This window comes from Pseudomonas sp. SDI, assembly GCF_003105155.1.
GTDB lineage: Bacteria > Pseudomonadota > Gammaproteobacteria > Pseudomonadales > Pseudomonadaceae > Aquipseudomonas.
The window spans coordinates 44,226-60,385 of sequence record NZ_QETK01000012.1 but is presented as its reverse complement, the minus strand read 5'-3'; the positions used below and the strand labels follow the sequence as shown (position 1 = coordinate 60,385).

The 16,160-nt window shown below is 64.2% G+C and carries 16 protein-coding genes and 1 tRNA gene; 4 read left to right on the top strand and 13 right to left on the bottom strand.

The annotated features are described in order from the left end of the window. Positions 1-111: 111 nt before the first annotated feature. The 5 genes from DCO48_RS10160 to DCO48_RS10140 all read right to left on the bottom strand — a co-directional run bounded on the left by DCO48_RS10160 (position 112) and on the right by DCO48_RS10140 (position 3,987). A tRNA-Gly gene (locus DCO48_RS10160) sits at positions 112-185 on the bottom strand. A 153-nt stretch (positions 186-338) separates the two neighbouring features. Continuing rightward, on the bottom strand, positions 339-1,223 hold the full coding sequence (locus tag DCO48_RS10155) for an alpha/beta fold hydrolase (RefSeq protein ID WP_116550473.1): 885 nt from the start codon (positions 1,221-1,223) through the stop codon (positions 339-341). Positions 1,224-1,543: 320 nt separating this feature from the next. Next, positions 1,544-2,236: a pseudouridine synthase gene (locus DCO48_RS10150; RefSeq protein ID WP_116550472.1), complete on the bottom strand. Its 693-nt coding sequence runs from the start codon at positions 2,234-2,236 to the stop codon at positions 1,544-1,546. A 33-nt stretch (positions 2,237-2,269) separates the two neighbouring features. Next, a complete protein-coding gene (locus DCO48_RS10145; RefSeq protein ID WP_116550471.1) occupies positions 2,270-2,503 on the bottom strand; it encodes a cysteine-rich CWC family protein in 234 nt (77 codons plus the stop codon). Then, positions 2,500-3,987: a sensor domain-containing diguanylate cyclase gene (locus tag DCO48_RS10140; RefSeq protein ID WP_116550470.1), complete on the bottom strand. Its 1,488-nt coding sequence runs from the start codon at positions 3,985-3,987 to the stop codon at positions 2,500-2,502. The genes DCO48_RS10145 and DCO48_RS10140 overlap by 4 nt, the downstream gene beginning before the upstream one ends. A 213-nt stretch (positions 3,988-4,200) precedes the next feature. Here DCO48_RS10140 and DCO48_RS10135 point away from each other — a divergent pair, with 213 nt between their 5' ends. Then, positions 4,201-4,554 carry a hypothetical protein gene (locus tag DCO48_RS10135; RefSeq protein WP_116550469.1) on the top strand — a complete coding sequence of 118 codons (354 nt, stop codon included), beginning with the start codon at positions 4,201-4,203 and terminating at the stop codon, positions 4,552-4,554. Between the two features lie 48 nt (positions 4,555-4,602). Here the strand turns inward: DCO48_RS10135 and DCO48_RS10130 are convergent, their stop codons facing one another. After that, positions 4,603-5,709: an enoyl-CoA hydratase/isomerase family protein gene (locus DCO48_RS10130; protein WP_116550468.1), complete on the bottom strand. Its 1,107-nt coding sequence runs from the start codon at positions 5,707-5,709 to the stop codon at positions 4,603-4,605. Between the two features lie 129 nt (positions 5,710-5,838). Here DCO48_RS10130 and ung point away from each other — a divergent pair, with 129 nt between their 5' ends. Next, positions 5,839-6,534: a uracil-DNA glycosylase gene (ung, locus tag DCO48_RS10125; RefSeq protein WP_116550467.1), complete on the top strand. Its 696-nt coding sequence runs from the start codon at positions 5,839-5,841 to the stop codon at positions 6,532-6,534. Here the strand turns inward: ung and DCO48_RS10120 are convergent. From DCO48_RS10120 to DCO48_RS10100, 5 genes are all read right to left on the bottom strand, one after another. Further along, the gene (locus DCO48_RS10120) at positions 6,531-7,580 is read right to left on the bottom strand and encodes an AbrB family transcriptional regulator (RefSeq protein WP_116550466.1); all 1,050 of its coding nucleotides are present in this window, start codon (positions 7,578-7,580) and stop codon (positions 6,531-6,533) included. The genes ung and DCO48_RS10120 overlap by 4 nt on opposite strands. After that, a complete protein-coding gene (locus tag DCO48_RS10115; RefSeq protein WP_116550465.1) occupies positions 7,573-9,087 on the bottom strand; it encodes a tripartite tricarboxylate transporter permease in 1,515 nt (504 codons plus the stop codon). The genes DCO48_RS10120 and DCO48_RS10115 overlap by 8 nt, the downstream gene beginning before the upstream one ends. A 1-nt stretch (position 9,088) precedes the next feature. Then, positions 9,089-9,547, bottom strand: a complete 459-nt coding sequence (locus tag DCO48_RS10110; RefSeq protein WP_116550464.1) for a tripartite tricarboxylate transporter TctB family protein — start codon at positions 9,545-9,547, stop codon at positions 9,089-9,091. A gap of 132 nt (positions 9,548-9,679) precedes the next feature. Continuing rightward, a complete protein-coding gene (locus DCO48_RS10105) occupies positions 9,680-10,660 on the bottom strand; it encodes a tripartite tricarboxylate transporter substrate binding protein (RefSeq protein WP_116550463.1) in 981 nt (326 codons plus the stop codon). 32 nt (positions 10,661-10,692) lie between these two features. Next, a complete protein-coding gene (locus DCO48_RS10100) occupies positions 10,693-11,982 on the bottom strand; it encodes an OprD family porin (protein ID WP_116550462.1) in 1,290 nt (429 codons plus the stop codon). A gap of 202 nt (positions 11,983-12,184) precedes the next feature. On the opposite strand from DCO48_RS10100, the gene DCO48_RS10095 reads away from it, so the two are divergent. Together DCO48_RS10095 and DCO48_RS10090 are read left to right on the top strand one after the other, a co-directional pair. Then, positions 12,185-12,856, top strand: a complete 672-nt coding sequence (locus tag DCO48_RS10095; RefSeq protein WP_116550461.1) for a response regulator — start codon at positions 12,185-12,187, stop codon at positions 12,854-12,856. Then, positions 12,849-14,231 carry a sensor histidine kinase gene (locus DCO48_RS10090; protein WP_116550460.1) on the top strand — a complete coding sequence of 461 codons (1,383 nt, stop codon included), beginning with the start codon at positions 12,849-12,851 and terminating at the stop codon, positions 14,229-14,231. The genes DCO48_RS10095 and DCO48_RS10090 overlap by 8 nt, the downstream gene beginning before the upstream one ends. A gap of 3 nt (positions 14,232-14,234) precedes the next feature. Here the strand turns inward: DCO48_RS10090 and DCO48_RS10085 are convergent, their stop codons facing one another. Both DCO48_RS10085 and DCO48_RS10080 read right to left on the bottom strand, forming a co-directional pair. Continuing rightward, on the bottom strand, positions 14,235-15,041 hold the full coding sequence (locus DCO48_RS10085) for an HDOD domain-containing protein (RefSeq protein ID WP_116550459.1): 807 nt from the start codon (positions 15,039-15,041) through the stop codon (positions 14,235-14,237). Positions 15,042-15,077: 36 nt separating this feature from the next. Beyond that, entirely contained in the window at positions 15,078-16,019 is a 942-nt protein-coding gene (locus DCO48_RS10080) for a folate-binding protein YgfZ (RefSeq protein ID WP_116550458.1), read from the bottom strand. Positions 16,020-16,160 lie beyond the last annotated feature (141 nt).

Sequence of the window (16,160 nt, the reverse complement as noted above, 5' to 3'; positions counted from 1 at the left end):
CAGGCAGAACAGGGTGGGTGCAGGGGCAGGTTCAGGCGTGCGCAAATGCCGCTTGAAAAATCATTGCCAAGTGTGTGAAGCGAACAGGAGGGGTAACGCGGGGAGGGAAACTGGAGCGGGTGAAGGGAATCGAACCCTCGTTATCAGCTTGGGAAGCTGGAGTAATGCCATTATACGACACCCGCTTTCAGGCGCACTTTGTACCAGAACAGCGTGACGATTTGAAGCCTTGATTGCGAATTCTTCTTTGTCGGCGACCTCTGGCGCAGGGTCTGCATCTTCCTTCTGCCCATGCGGGCAGGTGATGCCGGCGGCTGCGCTAGAGGCGCCCGTGTCGTTCAGATGGCCAGCGCATGCTGCTCCTGCACGTAGTGGTAGCGATGGCGCGACTCGCGCAGGGCCGGTTTCAGGAAGCCCAAAAAGGCTTCACGCGTGTCGCGGCAGGCCGCCTTGTGCTCCATGTCGAGGAAGTGCCCGGCCCCCTGGATATGGCTGAAGTGGCTGTTGCGCACGTGCCTGCCAAACTGCCGGGCATCGTCGATGGTGGTGTATTCGTCCCACTCGCCATTGACGAACAGCACCGGAATGTCGATGGCCTGCGCCGCCTTCAAGGCCCGCTCCAGGTCATGCTCCAACACCTGATTGATGTGGAAGTGCATCTGTTGGTATTCGTGGTTGTCCAGGCTGCTCACGTGCCGATAGTTGAAACGTTTGAACAGCGACGGCAAGTGCTTGCCGATGGTGTCATTGACCAGGTTGCCAACCCGGTAGCGATCACAGGCGCTGAGGTACTGGCAGCCACGCTCCAGGTAGTCGCGCATCGGTTCGTTGATCACCGGCGAGAACGAACTGACCACCGCCTTCTCGATTCGCCGCGGCTTGTGCGCCAGCGCCAGCAGCGTGCAGGCGCCGCCCCAGGAGAACGACATCACATGGTCGGCGGCAAAGTGATCGATCAGTTCGAGCAGGATCTGCCCTTCGATTTCCTTGGTCAGCAAACGGTCGTTGCGGTTGTGCGCCTTGGACTTGCCGGCATACGGCTGGTCGTAGAGCACCACGTTGAACTGCGGGTGCAGGTTGCGCACCGTCTGTGCAAAGGAGGCTGTGGTGGCGAGCGAGCCGTTGATCAAAATGATCGTTTTCTCGGCGGCGTCTGCGCGATAGAACTCCGTGTAAACCCGGTACTGACCTTGTATATCCAGCACAGCAATTTCTGGCCTCATGTCATCGACTCCTGGCGCAAAAAGGGTATCCGCACAAGCAAGCTTGCACGTTCTTTATGACAGGTAGGCATACGCCTGGAACTGAAGCGGGGCCCTTGTCGATCCGTTGCAGCAGTGGTCGACGGGTTTTATTGTTCGGCGGGCAATCGGCCGGACGCCCACGCTTCAAGGCATGGGTCGCCAGCAAAAAGGTGTCTTGGACTAATGGCGTGACTGATTGGTCACATGCAGACCGACGATTGGATTCAAGCAGGCGAGTGGACAACCCGCAAGTGCCGTTCGGGTAATTTGCCGATTTTTTCTGCCAGGCGGCGCTGCGTCTAGATCGCGGCTATTTCGGCGGGGTGCAGGGCACGGTAGGCACCGGGCGCCAGCGCCGGGTCGAGGCTCAGCGGGCCCATGCGCTCGCGGTGCAGGCGGGTGACCTTGTTGTTGTAGAAGCCAAACATGCGCTTGACCTGGTGGTAGCGGCCTTCGACGATGCTCAGCCGGGCGCTGTGGCTGCTCAGTGGCAGCAACTGTGCGGGCAGGGTGGTGAGGTCTTCGAAGGCGAAATAGAACCCTTCGAGAAACTTCGCCACATAGGCGGCTTCGATCGGCTGCTCGGTCTCCACGTAGTACACCTTGGGCAGCTTGGTGCGGGGCTGGGTCAGGCGCCGCGACCATTGGCCGTCGTTGGTGATCAGCAGCAGCCCGGTGGTGTTGTAGTCAAGGCGGCCGGCAATATGCAGGTCATCTTTGTCCGGCTCGTCGAGCAGGTCGAGCACGGTGCGGTGTTGCCGGTCGAACGTGGCGCTGACACAGCCGGCCGGTTTGTGCAGCATGAAATAGCGCGCCGGGCGTCCTGCTTGCAGCAACTGATCGTCGACCTCCACGCGGCTGAACTCACGCACCTCGTGGTGCGGGTCGGCCACCACCTGGGCATCCACGCGCACGCGCCGTTCGACCAGCAGCAGGCGTACCTGTTGGCGGCTGAAATTGGGTAGGTTGCTCAAAAAACGATCAAGGCGCATGGCGTGCTTCGGCTGGACGTGCGGACGCGCAGTTTACCGGCTGCGCGCGGCCCTGGCTGCTTGCACGTGTGCCTCGACTTGCGCGCAGCGCGGGCACAGGCAGGCGGTGTCGCGCAGCTCGGCGGGCAGCGCCTCGAGCACCTTGGGGTCGATCTGCACGCTGTAGCACCAGCAGGCCTGCGCGGCACTGCGTGGATCGGCAAGGCTGCACTGGTTGCTGGCGCCACAGGCAGGGCACAGGCGGGGATCATTTGGGGTAGCGCTCATGGCGGGTCGGACCTGGGGATTTCACTGCAGACGCGGTTACGCCCGCTTTGCTTGGCACGGTACAGCGCGTGGTCGGCGAGGGCGATCAGGCTGTGCAGGGTATCGCCGCGTTGCCGGGTGCTCAAGCCGATGCTGACGGTGAGCTGGAGTGGCTGCCCGGCAAAGTCGAAGCGCAATTGTTCGGTGCGCTCGCGGATCTTCTCAGCCACGGCAAAGGCCGCGGCCGTGTTGGCCTCCTTGAGCAGCACGATGAACTCCTCGCCGCCCCAGCGGCAGATGATGTCGGCCTGGCGCAGGCAGCCTTCCAGCACCCGGGCGAACTGGCGCAGGACTTCGTCGCCGGCCAGGTGGCCATGGGTGTCGTTGAGCTGTTTGAAGTGATCGAGGTCGATCAGCAAAGCGACCAGCGGTAGCGGTTCGCGTTCGGCTTCTTGCAGGGCCTGAGCGGCGAGCAGGTCGAAGGCCCGCCGATTGGGCAGGCCGGTCAGGCTGTCGAGGGTGGCCAGCTCCTGGATGCTGTCCTGATGGCGGCGAATCATCGCATTGAGCAGCGACAGCACCACCAGGGTAATGACCGCGCAGATCACCAGGTTCAGGTACAGCGACTGCCGAGGACCGTCGAGTGCCCCCGCGTCATGCTTGTCGACGAACAGGTACCAGTTCAATTCCGGGATCAGCCGCACATTGAGGAAGTGGTTGTCGGTGTCGCTGCTGTATTCGTGGCTGCCGCTGACCGGGGTTGGCATCCGCGCGAGCAGGCTGGCCAGCGCCGGGATGTCTTTCAACGCCGTGCCGGCGTGGGCACCTTTCGGGCCGCCGGCCGAACCGGTGAGTACCAGCCGGCCCTGGGCGTCGACGAAGTACACCTCGCGTTGGTAGCGCTTCTGGTAGTCGTCGATCAGACGCACCACCGATGCCACCGTCAGCCCGGTGCCGGTCACCCCGATGAAGCGCTGCTGGTAGTCGAACACCTTGTAGTTGACGAACAGGGTCAGGGCGTCCTGGTTGGCCAAGTCCAGGTCGACATTGATTTCGTAAGGCGCCTGCATGTCGCGCACGCGCAGGTACCAGCGATCGCGTTGGTCCTGTGGGTTGATCTGCTTCAGCACACCCTTGGCCTGGTAGTAGGTGGCGCTGGCGTCGGAAACGAAGAACGCGGTGTAGGCTTGCTGGCGCCGGGCGACTTCGCCCAGGTAACGGGTGATCAGGCTGCTGTCGTGCTCGCCAGCCAGGACCCAATCGCGCAGGAAGGTGTCCTGCGCCATCATCGAGGAGACCACGATGGGGTGGATCAGGTCTTTCTGGATCTCCGAGTAGACGTTGTCGGAGGTCAGCGGTAGCTCGGTATTGATGATGTGGTCGCGGATCGAGCTGCGCGAAGAAAAGTAGCTGATCAGCGACGTGGCAAAGAAGCCGCAACCGAGCAACAGCAGCAATGCCAGCAGCAATGAGCGTTGCGAAAGCATGGCGGAACGAAGCGGCATGGCATTCCCGGAGGCTGTTTTCAGTGCCCTTATTCTAGATTCCGGCGCTGGAAATAACTGGTGGTTTTTTAAGGTTATCGGTGTTGTTTCAAATTATTGCGCAAATCGCACTAGAAGGTGATTTCGCAGTCTCATGGAGTGTCGATGAATCTTTGCCGATCGACGCCGACCAGCGCCGCTGGGATGTGCAGTTTTGCGGTCCAGGAGGCCGCCATGTATCGACGAATCTTGTTGATTGTCTCGCTTGCTTTGCTGACAACCGCGTGTGCTCCTTATTACGGAGGTCAGGGCTACTACCGAACCGAGGTGTATTCCGCTGATCGCTATGGCTACCCCGGTTACTACCGGCCGACCTATCCCGCCAACGACTACAACCGTGGTTATTACGTGGTGCCGCCGCAGCCCCGCTATTATGCGCCTGCGCCGCGTTACTACCGGCCGGCGCCGGGGCCGTATTACAGGCCGTATCCGGGGCGTGGCTACGATCAACGTTACCGGCATGGGGAGTCGCGCAGGGATCGGGATCGCAACGGCGATGGCTGGCCGGATCGCAACTGGCATCGATAGAGGGGCTGCTGTGCAGCCATCGCGGGACGACTCGTCCCGCGATGCTTTCTAGGCCAGATCCGCCAGCGGATGCCGCCCCTCCCAGGCCTTGCCGAAATGTGCGTCCACCACCGCCCGTGGCACCTGCGCCACCTCCGGCCAGTGCCAGCGCGGCTTCATATCCTTGTCCAGCAAACGCGCCCGCACCCCTTCGCTGAATTCCGGGTGCCGGCAGCAGTTCAGGCTCATCGCGTACTCCATCTGGAACACTTGTCCCAGCGACAGGTAGCGCGCCCGGCGAAGCTGCTGCCAGACCAGATGCGCCGTCAGCGGGCAGCCTTCGAGCAGGGTCTGCGCGGCTTTGGCCAGAAGCAGATCGTCGTGCTGGCGCAACTGTGCAATCGCCCGCCAGGCACAGGCCGGGTCGCTGGCGTCGAGTATCTCGTCGATGCGCTGCCGTCTGGGCAGCCATTGCGCCGCCGGCAGATCGTTTCTGGCCTGCAACTGCAACGCCTTGAGCAGGCTGTTCAACTGCATCGCGGTCTGTTCCTGCCAGTTGAGCTGGAGCAGCCCGTCGATCAGGTCCTCCTGCTGGCCTTCGGCCATAAAGCGGTCGGCCAGGCCCAGGTCGAGGGCATCCCGCGCATTGATTGGCGCACCGGTCAGGCCCAGGAACAAGCCGAGCTTGCCCGGCAGGCGCGGGAGGAACCAGCTGGCGCCCACATCCGGGTACAAACCGATACTGATTTCCGGCATGGCCAGCCGGCTGCTGGGGGTGACGATACGGATCCGCGCACCCTGCAGCAAGCCCATGCCACCGCCCAGCACATGGCCGTGGCCCCAGCACAGCAGCGGTTTTGGGTAGTGATGCAGGCGATAGTCGAGGCGATATTCGGCGGCGAAGAAGCGCGCGGCCAGTGGCGGTACCTCGCCCGGATGGGCACGGCACGCCTCGACCAGGCTGCGCACATCGCCGCCGGCGCAAAAGGCTTTGGGGCCGTTGCCGCGCAATAGCACACAGACCACGTTAGGGTCATCGGCCCAGGCGTTAAGGTACTCGTCCAGCACCTCGATCATGGGCAGTGAAAGAGCGTTGAGCGACGCCGGCGCGTCCAGGCTGGCGATGCCGAGGCGGGCGCCGTCCACGCCGGTGAGTACTTCGAACTGCACGGCCATGGGCAACCTCTCTGCGGTTATCCAGACAAGTATGGCTGCTGGTCGTGAATGTGCCGGTCGCCGGTCGGATCGATTGACAAGCGCCCACAGCTTTCCTAGTGTCCGCCCCATTGTCGACCGGATAACCCCATGACCACCGAAGAAGACCGCATCAAACTCGAACCCAGCTGGAAGCAGGCCCTGCGCGCCGAGTTCGACCAACCCTACATGCATGAGCTGCGCGCGTTCCTGCGCCAGGAGCACGCCGCCGGCAAGGAGATCTACCCGCCTGGCCCGCTGATCTTCAATGCGCTGAACTCCACGCCGCTGGACCAGGTGAAAGTGGTCATCCTCGGCCAGGACCCTTACCACGGCCCCGGTCAGGCTCATGGCCTGTGTTTCTCGGTGCAACCGGGGATCCCGACGCCGCCGTCGCTGGTGAACATCTACAAGGAGCTGCAGCGCGACCTGAACATCGACATCGCCAAGCACGGCTGCCTGCAGCACTGGGCCGACCAGGGCGTGCTGATGCTCAACACTACCATGACCGTCGAGCGCGCCAACGCCGCCTCTCACGCCAACAAGGGCTGGCAGTTCTTCACTGACCGGATCATCGAGGTGGTCAACGAACACCAGAGCGGCTTGGTATTCCTGCTTTGGGGGGCGCATGCGCAAGGCAAGGCCAAGCTGATCGACCCGCAGAAGCACCTGGTGCTCAAATCGGTGCATCCATCGCCGTTGTCTGCCTACCGGGGCTTCATCGGTTGCGGCCATTTCAGCCGCACCAACAAGTTCCTCGAACAGAACGGCCAGACGCCGATCGACTGGGCGCTGCCGGCGCTCTAGTCGTCGTTGGACGACAACTCGCGTTCTGCCACCCAGTGGCGGAACAGCGGCTCGGCGAGGAACAGCACGAACAGCAGGCGCATCACTTGCAGCGCCGTCACCAGTGGCACCGACAGTTGCAGCGTCTCGGCCGTCAGGCTCATTTCGGCGATGCCGCCCGGCATCATGCCGAGGGTCAGCGAGCGCAGGTCGAGGTGGGTCAGGGCGCTGAGGGTCAAGGCTGCCACGGCGGCAATCAGCATGGTCAGGGCCGTGGCCAGCAGCGTGCGGCCGAGGAACGACGGTGCGCGGCGGAAGAACGTCCGGTTGAAGTGACAGCCCAGCCCGCTGCCGATCAGCCACTGGCCGACCTGGCTGGCGCCGTCGGGCAAGCCTAGGTGCAAGTTGCCGCCGATGCTGGCAATCGATGCCACCAGCAGCGGTCCGAACAGCCACGGGTTGGGTTGCCGGAGCCGTTGCCAGAGCAGCGCAGCGAGCACCCCCAGCGGCGCGATCACGCTCAACCAGCCCCAGTGCACTGCCCCGCCGTGCACCAACGGCACGCCATCGCCGAGCAGAAACTTGAAGGCCGCCGGTACGCACAGCACCACCGCCAGCACCCGCAGGCTTTGCGCGGCGGCGACGCGGCTGAGCACCGCACCATTGCGCGCGCCGAGGTTGACCATTTCCCCGGAACCGCCCGGCATGCTGGAGAAGAACGCCGTGGCGCGGTCCTCGCCAGTACGCCGCAGCAACCACACGCCGAGCAGGCTCGACAGACTGGTGATCAGCGCACCGAAGAAGATCAGGCCAAAGTGGCTGGCCACTTGCTCGATCACTTGCGGGGTGAAGTGCAGGCCGATGCCGATGCCAATGATCCATTGGCCGCATTTGCGGCCGTTGGGAATCTCGGCGATCTGGAACGGGGTCAGGCAGCGCACCAGGATGATCGCCAGCAACGAGCCGACCATCCAGGGCAGCGGCCAGCCGACGCAACTGGCCAGGTAGCCGCCGGCCAGGCCCACCAGCGGTGTAGCCCACCAGCTTTTCAACGTGCCATCAGACATTGGCCAGGGCGCGACGTTGGGCGTTGCGTTTGCGCCAGCTACGCAGCAGCGGCAGGGCCAGCATCAGCGCCACCAAGGTCCAGACGCCCAGGCTGATCGGGCTGGCCCAGAGGATGTGCAGGTCGCCGTTGGAGATCGACAGCGCCCGGCGCAGGTTCTGCTCCATCAGCCCGCCGAGGATGAAGCCAAGCAATACCGGCGACAGCGGGAAATCCAGCTTGCGCAGGATGTAGCCGAAGATGCCGATGCCGATCATCAGGAACAGGTCGAAGGTGGTCGCATGCACGGCGTACACGCCGATCGCGGTAATGATCGCGATCACCGGCACCAGGGCCCAGTTCGGCACCGACAGGATGCGGGTGAACAGCCGTACCATCGGGATGTTCAGGATCACCAGCATGATGTTGGCGACGAACAGCGAGGCGATCAGGCCCCAGACGATGTCCGGTTGTTGCTGGAACAGCAGCGGGCCGGGGGTGATGTTGTACAGGGTCAGGGCGCCGATCATCACCGCAGTGGTGCCCGAACCGGGTACGCCGAGGGTCAGCATTGGCACCAGGGCGCCACAGCAGGAGGCACCGATGGCGGTTTCCGGTGCGGCGAGGCCACGCTTGTCGCCCTTGCCGAAGGTTCCGCTGGCGCCAGCGATGCGTTTCTCGGTCATGTACGCCACGGCACTGGCCAGGGTGGCGCCGGCACCGGGCAATACGCCCATGAAGAAGCCGAGCAGACCGCAACGGATGTTCACCAGGAACACCGAGGCCGCTTCCTTGACGTTGAACAGCATACGACCGGTGGCTTTGACCGCCTCATGGCCATGGTGGGTTTTCTCCAGCAGCAGAAGGATCTCGCTGATCGAGAACAGGCCCAGCACCAGCACGACGAACTGGATGCCGTCGGTCAGGTGGATGCTGTCGCCGGTGAAGCGGTACACGCCGCTGTTGGCGTCGATGCCGACCGCCGAGAGAAACAGGCCGATCAGCGCCGCAATGAAGGTTTTCAGCGGTCGGTCGCCTGCCATGCCGCCGAGGGCGACGATGGCGAACACCATCAGCACGAAGTATTCCGCCGGGCCGAAGGCGATCGCCCATTTTGCCAGCAGTGGCGCAAACAGCACCATGCCGCAGGTGGCGATGAGTGCGCCGAGGAACGAGCTCCAGGCCGACAACGACAGGGCGACACCGGCGTAGCCTTGGCGCGCCATCGGGTAGCCGTCGAGGGTCGTCATCACGGTTGAGGCTTCACCGGGGATGTTCAGTAAAATCGAACTGATCCGGCCGCCATATTCGCAGCCCAGGTAGACTGCCGCGAGCAGGATCAGCGCCGATTCCGGCGGCAGCCCGAGGGCGAAGGCAATCGGGATCAGCAGCGCCACGCCGTTGATCGGGCCCAGGCCCGGCAGCAGGCCGACCACGGTGCCGATCAAGGTACCGCACAGCGCGGTGACCAGGTTGTACGGGCTCAGCGCGACGCCGAAACCCTGGCCAAGATAACCAAGCGTATCCATATCAGTTCTCCAGAACGTCGAGCAGGCCGAGGGGCAGAGGCACATCCATGGTGCGGTCGAACAGCAGGTACAGCGCCACGCTCATCAGCGCAATGACGATCCCGCTGGGTAGCCAGCGGCCGCCATACAGGCGGGCCATCGGGACGCCGATAAGGATGCTGCTGAGGATGAAGCCGAGCGGTTCGAAGGTGGCGGCGAAGACCAGCAGCAGGGCCACGCACAGGCCGATCTTGGTCAGGGTTTCGCGGTCCAGGGCCGGCTCGTCGTCCTTGTGCACGATCGGTGTCGGACGGATCGCCAGGTACAGCAGGGCCAGGCCCATCAGGCCAAGCATCAGCAGCGGGTAGGCGCGCGGGCCGACCGGTTCATAGGAGAACGCGGCCTGGTACGGCCAGGCCATCACGGCCAGGGCAATGCACAGCGCCAGCAGAATCAGGGCGAAGCAGCGTTGCAGGATCATTGGGGGAATCCTCGATTGGCGACCGTTTGCGGTCGATCGCGGGCAAAGCCCGCTCCCACAGAGAACGCACTGTGTAAACACAACCTGTGGGAGCGGGTCTTGCCCGCGATGCTGTTGGGGCGAACCTGAGCCTTACTGGATCAGCTCGAATTCCTTGGCCAGCGCCTTGTAGTCGGCCACCTGTTTCTTCACGTAGGTGTCTAGCGCCTGGCCGGTCATGGCGAACGGGAACAGCTCGCGCTGGTCACGCAGCTTGGCGAACTCGTCGGACGCCAGCAGCTTGTCGAAGGACTCCTTCCACCAGGCGTATTCCGCATCGCTGACCTTCGGCCCCACGTAGAAACCGCGCACTACGGGCCAGACAATGTCGTAGCCCTGTTCTTTGGCCGTAGGAATGTTCTTCATTTCCGGCTCGTCGAGACGGTGCTCGGCGAATACCGCGAGCAGGCGCATGTCGCCGCTCTGGATGTGCGGCATGGAGTCGGAAATGTCGGTACTGCCCACCTGGATGTGCCCGCCGAGCAACGCCGTGGCGATTTCGCCGCCGCCTTCGAGGGCGACATAACGCAGGTCGCGCGGGTTGATCCCGGCGGCCTTGGCGATCAACGCGGTCTGCATCCAGTCCTGGCTGCCAACGGTGCCGCCGGAGCCGATCACCACCTTGCTCGGGTCCTTCTTCAGTGCCGCGACCAGATCGTCGAGGGTTTTGTACGGCGAATCGTTTTTCACCGCGATGGCGCCGTAGCTGGTGCCGACCGCCGCCAGCCAGCGCACCGCGCTCTCGTCGAAGCGGCCGAACTTGCCCTGGGCCAGGTTCAGCAGCGAACCGCTCGACCAGGCCACCAGGGTCCCGGCATCGGCCGGACGCTGGGCCACTACCGCGTTGTACGCTACCGCGCCGACACCGCCGGGCATGTAGGTGACGCGCATGGGTTTGCTGAGGATCTTCTCGTTGACCAGGGCGCTTTGCACCAGCTTGCAGGTCAGGTCGAAACCGCCGCCGGGCGAGGCCGGGGCAATGCATTCAGGGCGTTTCGGTTCGGCGGCCAGTACCTGGCCGGCAAACAGCAGGCAACCGGTGGCGAGGGCAATTCGACGCAGTGAAAAAGTCATCGTCTATCTCCGTGCATTGTTGTTATCGGGGATTACCACAGCGCCACGCTGTAACTCACCAACAGCCGGACTTCATCGGCATCGCGGGCGAAGGTCGAGCGGTAGGTGGCATTACGCAGGCGCACGGCGACGTTTTTCAGTGCGCCACTTTGCACCACGTACTTGAACTCGGTATTGCGTTCCCACTCCTTGCCTTCGCCACCGTTGGCCAGGCTGACATTGTCGCCGCTGATATAGCGGCTCATGAAGGTCAGGCCCGGAATCCCCAGTTTGGCGAAGTCATAGTCGTAACGCACCTGCCAGGAGCGCTCGTCGGCGCCGGCGAAGTCGTTGATCTGCACGAAGTTGACCAGGTACGGGTCGGAGCCATCCACGTAAGGGAAGGCGCTGTCGCCGGACATGCTCTGGTAGGCCGCGCTGAACTTGTGGCCGTTCAGCCCGTAACTGAGCATGCCGTTGAGCGAGGTGTTGTCGATCTTGCCGCCACGGGCCTGGCCCTGGTCGTCGCTGAGCGCCAGGCGCAGGTCGGCGCCGAAGGTGCCCGGGCCCCACGGCTGGGTCGCGAGCATACCGACGAAGTGCTGGCGGTAGACGTCGTCGAGCTGGGCGAAGTAGTAGCTGCCGGTGATCCGGTCGGTGAACGTGTAGTCCAGGCCGGTGAGGTCGAAGTGGTTACCGGCGACGCTGCCGAGGAAGCGGCTGTTCTTGTTGTTGAGGGCGATGTCTTCCTTGTTGGTGTCATCGCGGTCCTTGGCTTTCTCCAGGCGTCCGCCAGTGAAGGTCAGGTTCTTGATTTCCTTGGAGGTCAGCAGGCCACCTTCGAAGGTTTGCGGCAGGATGCGCCCGTCGTTGGGCTTGAGCACCGGCAGTTCCGGGATCAGCGTACCGACTTTCAGTTCGCTGGCGGAGATCTTCACTTTACCGGTGAGGCCGAGCTTGGCGTACTCGTCGGCAGCCTTGCCGTTGTCGTGGGTCGGCAGCAGGCCGGTACCGGTGCGGTCGGGGCTGGAGTCGAGCTTGACCCCGAGCATGCCTAGCGCATCCACGCCGAAGCCGACGGTACCCTCGGTGTAACCCGATTCCAGGTTGAGCATGAAACCCTGCGCCCACTCGTCGCGCTTGGATTGCTGTGCGCTGGTGCCGTCGCGGAAGTCGCGGTTGAAATACATGTTGCGGGTTTCGAAGGTCAGGCTGCTGTCTTCGACGAAGGCGGCCTGAGCGAGCGGGGCAACGCCGGCAAAGGCGATGGCACTGGCCACGACGGACGGGCGGGTGTGCAAACGACGGATAGGCGCGGACGCCTGTGGCTGCATGGACAGCATCGTGGAGTGACTCCGTTATTGTTCTTATTGGGCTCGAACACTGCGGTTCGATCTACGGCACCCGGAAAGGGCCGTGAGTGGATGCTAGGGGCTCAACCTTTCGCTAACCTTTCAACAGCCTTTCGGCGTTGCGATGGCTTCACAGGGCTGCCTTCCTCTGTAAACTCCGCGCCATTGACTGTGACGCGACCAGGAGAAACCGATGCGTGTGCTGCTCGTCGAAGACCATCTGCAATTGGCCGAAAGCGTCGCCCAGGCGCTGAAAAGCACCGGGCTGACCGTGGACGTGCTGCACGATGGCGTAGCCGCCGACCTGGCCCTGGCCAGCGAGGAGTACGCAGTGGCGGTGCTGGATGTCGGGCTGCCGCGGATGGACGGCTTCGACGTGCTGGCGCGCCTGCGCGCGCGTGGCAAGACCGTGCCCGTACTGATGCTCACCGCACGCAGCGATGTGAAGGACCGGGTCCATGGGCTGAACCTGGGCGCCGACGACTACCTGGCCAAACCGTTCGAGCTGACCGAGTTGGAAGCGCGGGTGAAAGCCCTGTTGCGGCGCAGCGTGCTTGGCGGCGAACGCCAGCAGCGCTGCGGTCCGCTGGTCTATGACCTGGATACGCGGCGCTTCACCCTGGGTGACGAGCTGCTGACACTGACTTCGCGCGAACAGGCCGTGCTCGAAGCGATGATCGCCCGACCGGGGCGGGTGATGAGCAAAGAGCAGTTGGCCGCGCAGGTGTTCGGCCTGGACGAGGAAGCCAGCGCCGATGCCATCGAAATCTATGTGCACCGCCTGCGCAAGAAGCTCGACGGGCATGCCGTTGCCATCGTGACCTTCCGTGGCCTGGGCTACCTGCTTGAACACCGCGATGCGTGACGCCGGCAGCCTGCGCGGGCGGCTGGTGTGGAACCTGGCGCTGCTGCTGGTGGTGCTGATGCTTGCCAGCGGTCTGAGCGCTTACTGGAACGGTCGCGTCGCCGCCGACACCGCCTATGATCGGACCCTGCTGGCCTCGGCGCGGACCATCGCCGCGGGCCTGTCGCAGCGCGACGGCACGCTCAGCGCCGATGTGCCGTATGTGGCCCTGGACACCTTCGCCTACGACAGTGCCGGGCGGATCTACTACCAGGTCAACGACATTCATCAGCGGTTGATCTCCGGTTACGAAAACCTCCCGGCGCCGCCGCCCGGCACGCCGCGCACTGACGACTACCCGGCGCTGGCGCGCTTCTACGACGCCCGTTACCTGGGCCAGGACGTGCGTGTGGTCAGCCTGCTCAAGGCGGTCAGCGAGCCGAACATGAACGGCATGGCCGAAATCCGCGTGGCCGAAACCGAAGAGGCGCGGGTGCGCATGGCCCGTGGGCTGATGGCCGACACGCTGTTGCGCCTGGGCATGCTGGCGCTGGGCGCACTGATGCTGGTGTGGTTTGCCGTGAGTGCTGCGTTGCGACCGCTGGAGCGCCTGCGTGGCGCCGTGGAAGAGCGCCAGCCGGACGACCTGCGGGCCTTGCCGGTGGTGCAGGTGCAGCGTGAACTGGGGCCGCTGGTGCGCGCCCTGAACCATTTCACCGAGCGCCTGCGTGGCCAGTTCGAGCGTCAGGCGCAGTTCATCGCCGAGGCCGCGCACGAGCTGCGCACGCCGCTGGCCGCGCTCAAGGCGCGGGTCGAACTGGGCCTGCGCTCGAAAGAGCCGCAGGTGTGGCGCGAGACCCTCGAAGCAGCGGCCCAGGGCACCGACCGCCTGACCCACCTGGCCAACCAGTTGCTGTCGCTGGCGCGGGTGGAAAACGGTGCTCGAGCGATTGCCGAAGGCGGGGCGCAGTTGCTCGACCTCAGTCAGCTGGCCCGCGAGCTGGGCATGGCCATGGCCCCGTTGGCCCATGCCCGCGGTGTGGCGCTGGCGCTGGAGGCGGATAACCCGGTGTGGGTGCGTGGCGAGCCAACCCTGCTCAATGAGCTGCTGAGCAACCTGGTCGACAACGCCCTGGCGCATACCCCGGCCAATGGCAACGTGATCCTGCGGGTGAGCGAACCGGGGGTGCTGGAAGTCGAGGACGACGGCCCAGGGATTCCCGAGCAGGAGCGCGAGCGGGTGTTCGAACGGTTCTATCGGCGCGGTGCCCAGGGAACCGGGCTGGGGCTGGCCATCGTCGGCGAAATTTGCCGCGCGCACCTGGCGCAGATCAGCCTGCACGATGGCGAGCGCGGTGGTCTGAAGGTGCGGGTCAGCTTCAACCCGCCGGACTGAACCTCAGCGGAACATGTGCCGGGCGCCCAGCAGTTCGCCGATGGCCAACTGGCTGCCGGCCGGCAGGTTGAGGTGGCGATAGGCGGGCAGGGCGCCGAGTGGTCGTTCGCGGCCGACATCACTGAGCGCGCGGGCGATCTGCACGATATCGACGTAATCGACTTGCGCGGTGTGCCGGTCGAGGTCCTGCACCTGGCTCGGCAGCCCGGCCAGCAGCTCGGGAAACTCCCAGACACTGAGGATCTTGTCGCCCAGTACCGGGTGGATCTGTTCGATGACGTGGTTCAGGCACACCGGGTCGGAGAGCAGCTCGTTGTGTTCTTCGGCGTAGGTGAGGATCGGCAGCACGCCGATCTGGTGCACCAGCCCGGCCAGCGCACCCTGATCGGGTTTGAGCTGGGTGAAGCGCATGCACAGTTCGTAGCTGATGCCGGCGATTTCCAGGCTGGTTGCCCAGATTTCCCGCATCTTCTGTTCAACGACTTCCGAGCGGGCGTGGAAGATCTGTTCGATCACCAGGCCGATCGCCAGGTTGCAGCTGTAGTTGATGCCCAGCCGGGTAATCGCGGTTTGCAGGTCGGTGACTTCGGTGGCGGCGCGCAGCAGCGGGCTGTTCACCACCTTGATCAGGCGCGCGGCGAGGGCTGCGTCGCGGCCGATCACCTTGCTCAGGGCGCTGACGCTGATCTCGGTGTCTTCCGCCGCTTCGCGAATGCTCAGGGCGACCTCGGGCAAGGTCGGCAGCACCAGGTCATCGTTGTCGATGGCGGCCAGCAATTGAGCTGCAACCATCGTGGCCAGCGTGTTCATCTTTAGTTTCTACCGCAATCAGGGGCGTGGGCTGGCTCAGCGCTGGATTTCGCGGTCGCGGTCCAGTTCGTAAGGCAGGGAAAGCAGTTCCAGGCGCGGGCCATCGGCACTGCCCAGGTGCAGGTTGTTATCCTCGACCGCGTCGGCAGTCAGCACCGCGAGCAGTTCGCTGCCACTGCCATTGCTGGCGGCCAGCACCACTTCGCCGACCGACGAGGCGTGAGTGGGCGAGAATACCTGGGCGCCAGGCTCTGGCGGCGCTTCGCCAGCCAGGGCCAGGCGATATTGGCGGCGTTTGAGTTTGCCCAGGTATTGCATGCGCGCGACGATTTCCTGGCCGGTATAGCAGCCTTTCTTGAAGCTGACGCCGCCGACCGCCTGCAGGTTGATCATCTGCGGAATGAACAGCTCGCGGGTCTGCGCCATGACCTGGCCAATACCGGCGCGGATCTGCCCGAGCAGCCAGTCGTTCAGCTCGCCGACCGGCAGCAGCGCCGCCAGTTGCGTGCGTACGCTTTCGGCCTGTTCGGCCGGCACCCACAGTTCGACCCGGCCCGGCGACACGGCGATGGCCATCAGGCCGTTGTGGCGGCTGGTGGCGTCGTTCTGCGCCGGCACGTCCAGGCCCAGCACGGTCAGTGCGGCGTCGCCCTGTTGCAGGCCGAAGCGAGCCCAGGCAGCGCTTTCGTCGGTGAGCTTGGCCTTGGAGAACACGGCGTACTTTTTCAGGTCGGCCAATTGCGCTTCGAGCAGTTCGCTGGCCATCGCCAGCACGAAACCGTCGCCCTCGGGGAGGATGCGGAAGCTCGACTGCATACGGCCCTTGACCATGCAGCGGGCGCCCAGGCTGGCGGTGTGCTCGTTGAGGTAACCGATGTTGCAGGTCAGCTGACCTTGCAGGAACTTGCCGGCGTCAGAGCCGCGGACGGCGAGGACGCCCTCGTGGGACAGGGGGCAGAAGAAAGCAGAGTCGGCCATGGGTCATCGCAGGTAAATAAGACTGGCGGCCATCATAGAGCGCCGTCGGCAAAATAGGTAGCAGGCTCGGGACCGGTCATCCATTGTCACAGGCGTACTCGACCAACGCCTTGTGCCCGGGTCGGCCATGGCCTGTATACT

What these genes read in the sequence shown, in the direction of transcription:
- DCO48_RS10080 (WP_116550458.1), bottom strand. Translation starts at nt 16,019, where the DNA reads ATGGCCGACTCTGCTTTCTTCTGCCCCCTGTCCCACGAGGGCGTCCTC.
- DCO48_RS10120 (WP_116550466.1), bottom strand. Translation starts at nt 7,580, where the DNA reads ATGTCTGATGGCACGTTGAAAAGCTGGTGGGCTACACCGCTGGTGGGC.
- DCO48_RS10095 (WP_116550461.1), top strand. Translation starts at nt 12,185, where the DNA reads ATGCGTGTGCTGCTCGTCGAAGACCATCTGCAATTGGCCGAAAGCGTC.
- DCO48_RS10150 (WP_116550472.1), bottom strand. Translation starts at nt 2,236, where the DNA reads ATGCGCCTTGATCGTTTTTTGAGCAACCTACCCAATTTCAGCCGCCAA.
- DCO48_RS10130 (WP_116550468.1), bottom strand. Translation starts at nt 5,709, where the DNA reads ATGGCCGTGCAGTTCGAAGTACTCACCGGCGTGGACGGCGCCCGCCTC.
- DCO48_RS10085 (WP_116550459.1), bottom strand. Translation starts at nt 15,041, where the DNA reads ATGAACACGCTGGCCACGATGGTTGCAGCTCAATTGCTGGCCGCCATC.
- DCO48_RS10135 (WP_116550469.1), top strand. Translation starts at nt 4,201, where the DNA reads ATGTATCGACGAATCTTGTTGATTGTCTCGCTTGCTTTGCTGACAACC.
- DCO48_RS10155 (WP_116550473.1), bottom strand. Translation starts at nt 1,223, where the DNA reads ATGAGGCCAGAAATTGCTGTGCTGGATATACAAGGTCAGTACCGGGTT.
- DCO48_RS10145 (WP_116550471.1), bottom strand. Translation starts at nt 2,503, where the DNA reads ATGAGCGCTACCCCAAATGATCCCCGCCTGTGCCCTGCCTGTGGCGCC.
- DCO48_RS10115 (WP_116550465.1), bottom strand. Translation starts at nt 9,087, where the DNA reads ATGGATACGCTTGGTTATCTTGGCCAGGGTTTCGGCGTCGCGCTGAGC.
- DCO48_RS10110 (WP_116550464.1), bottom strand. Translation starts at nt 9,547, where the DNA reads ATGATCCTGCAACGCTGCTTCGCCCTGATTCTGCTGGCGCTGTGCATT.
- DCO48_RS10090 (WP_116550460.1), top strand. Translation starts at nt 12,849, where the DNA reads ATGCGTGACGCCGGCAGCCTGCGCGGGCGGCTGGTGTGGAACCTGGCG.
- ung (WP_116550467.1), top strand. Translation starts at nt 5,839, where the DNA reads ATGACCACCGAAGAAGACCGCATCAAACTCGAACCCAGCTGGAAGCAG.
- DCO48_RS10140 (WP_116550470.1), bottom strand. Translation starts at nt 3,987, where the DNA reads ATGCCGCTTCGTTCCGCCATGCTTTCGCAACGCTCATTGCTGCTGGCA.
- DCO48_RS10100 (WP_116550462.1), bottom strand. Translation starts at nt 11,982, where the DNA reads ATGCTGTCCATGCAGCCACAGGCGTCCGCGCCTATCCGTCGTTTGCAC.
- DCO48_RS10105 (WP_116550463.1), bottom strand. Translation starts at nt 10,660, where the DNA reads ATGACTTTTTCACTGCGTCGAATTGCCCTCGCCACCGGTTGCCTGCTG.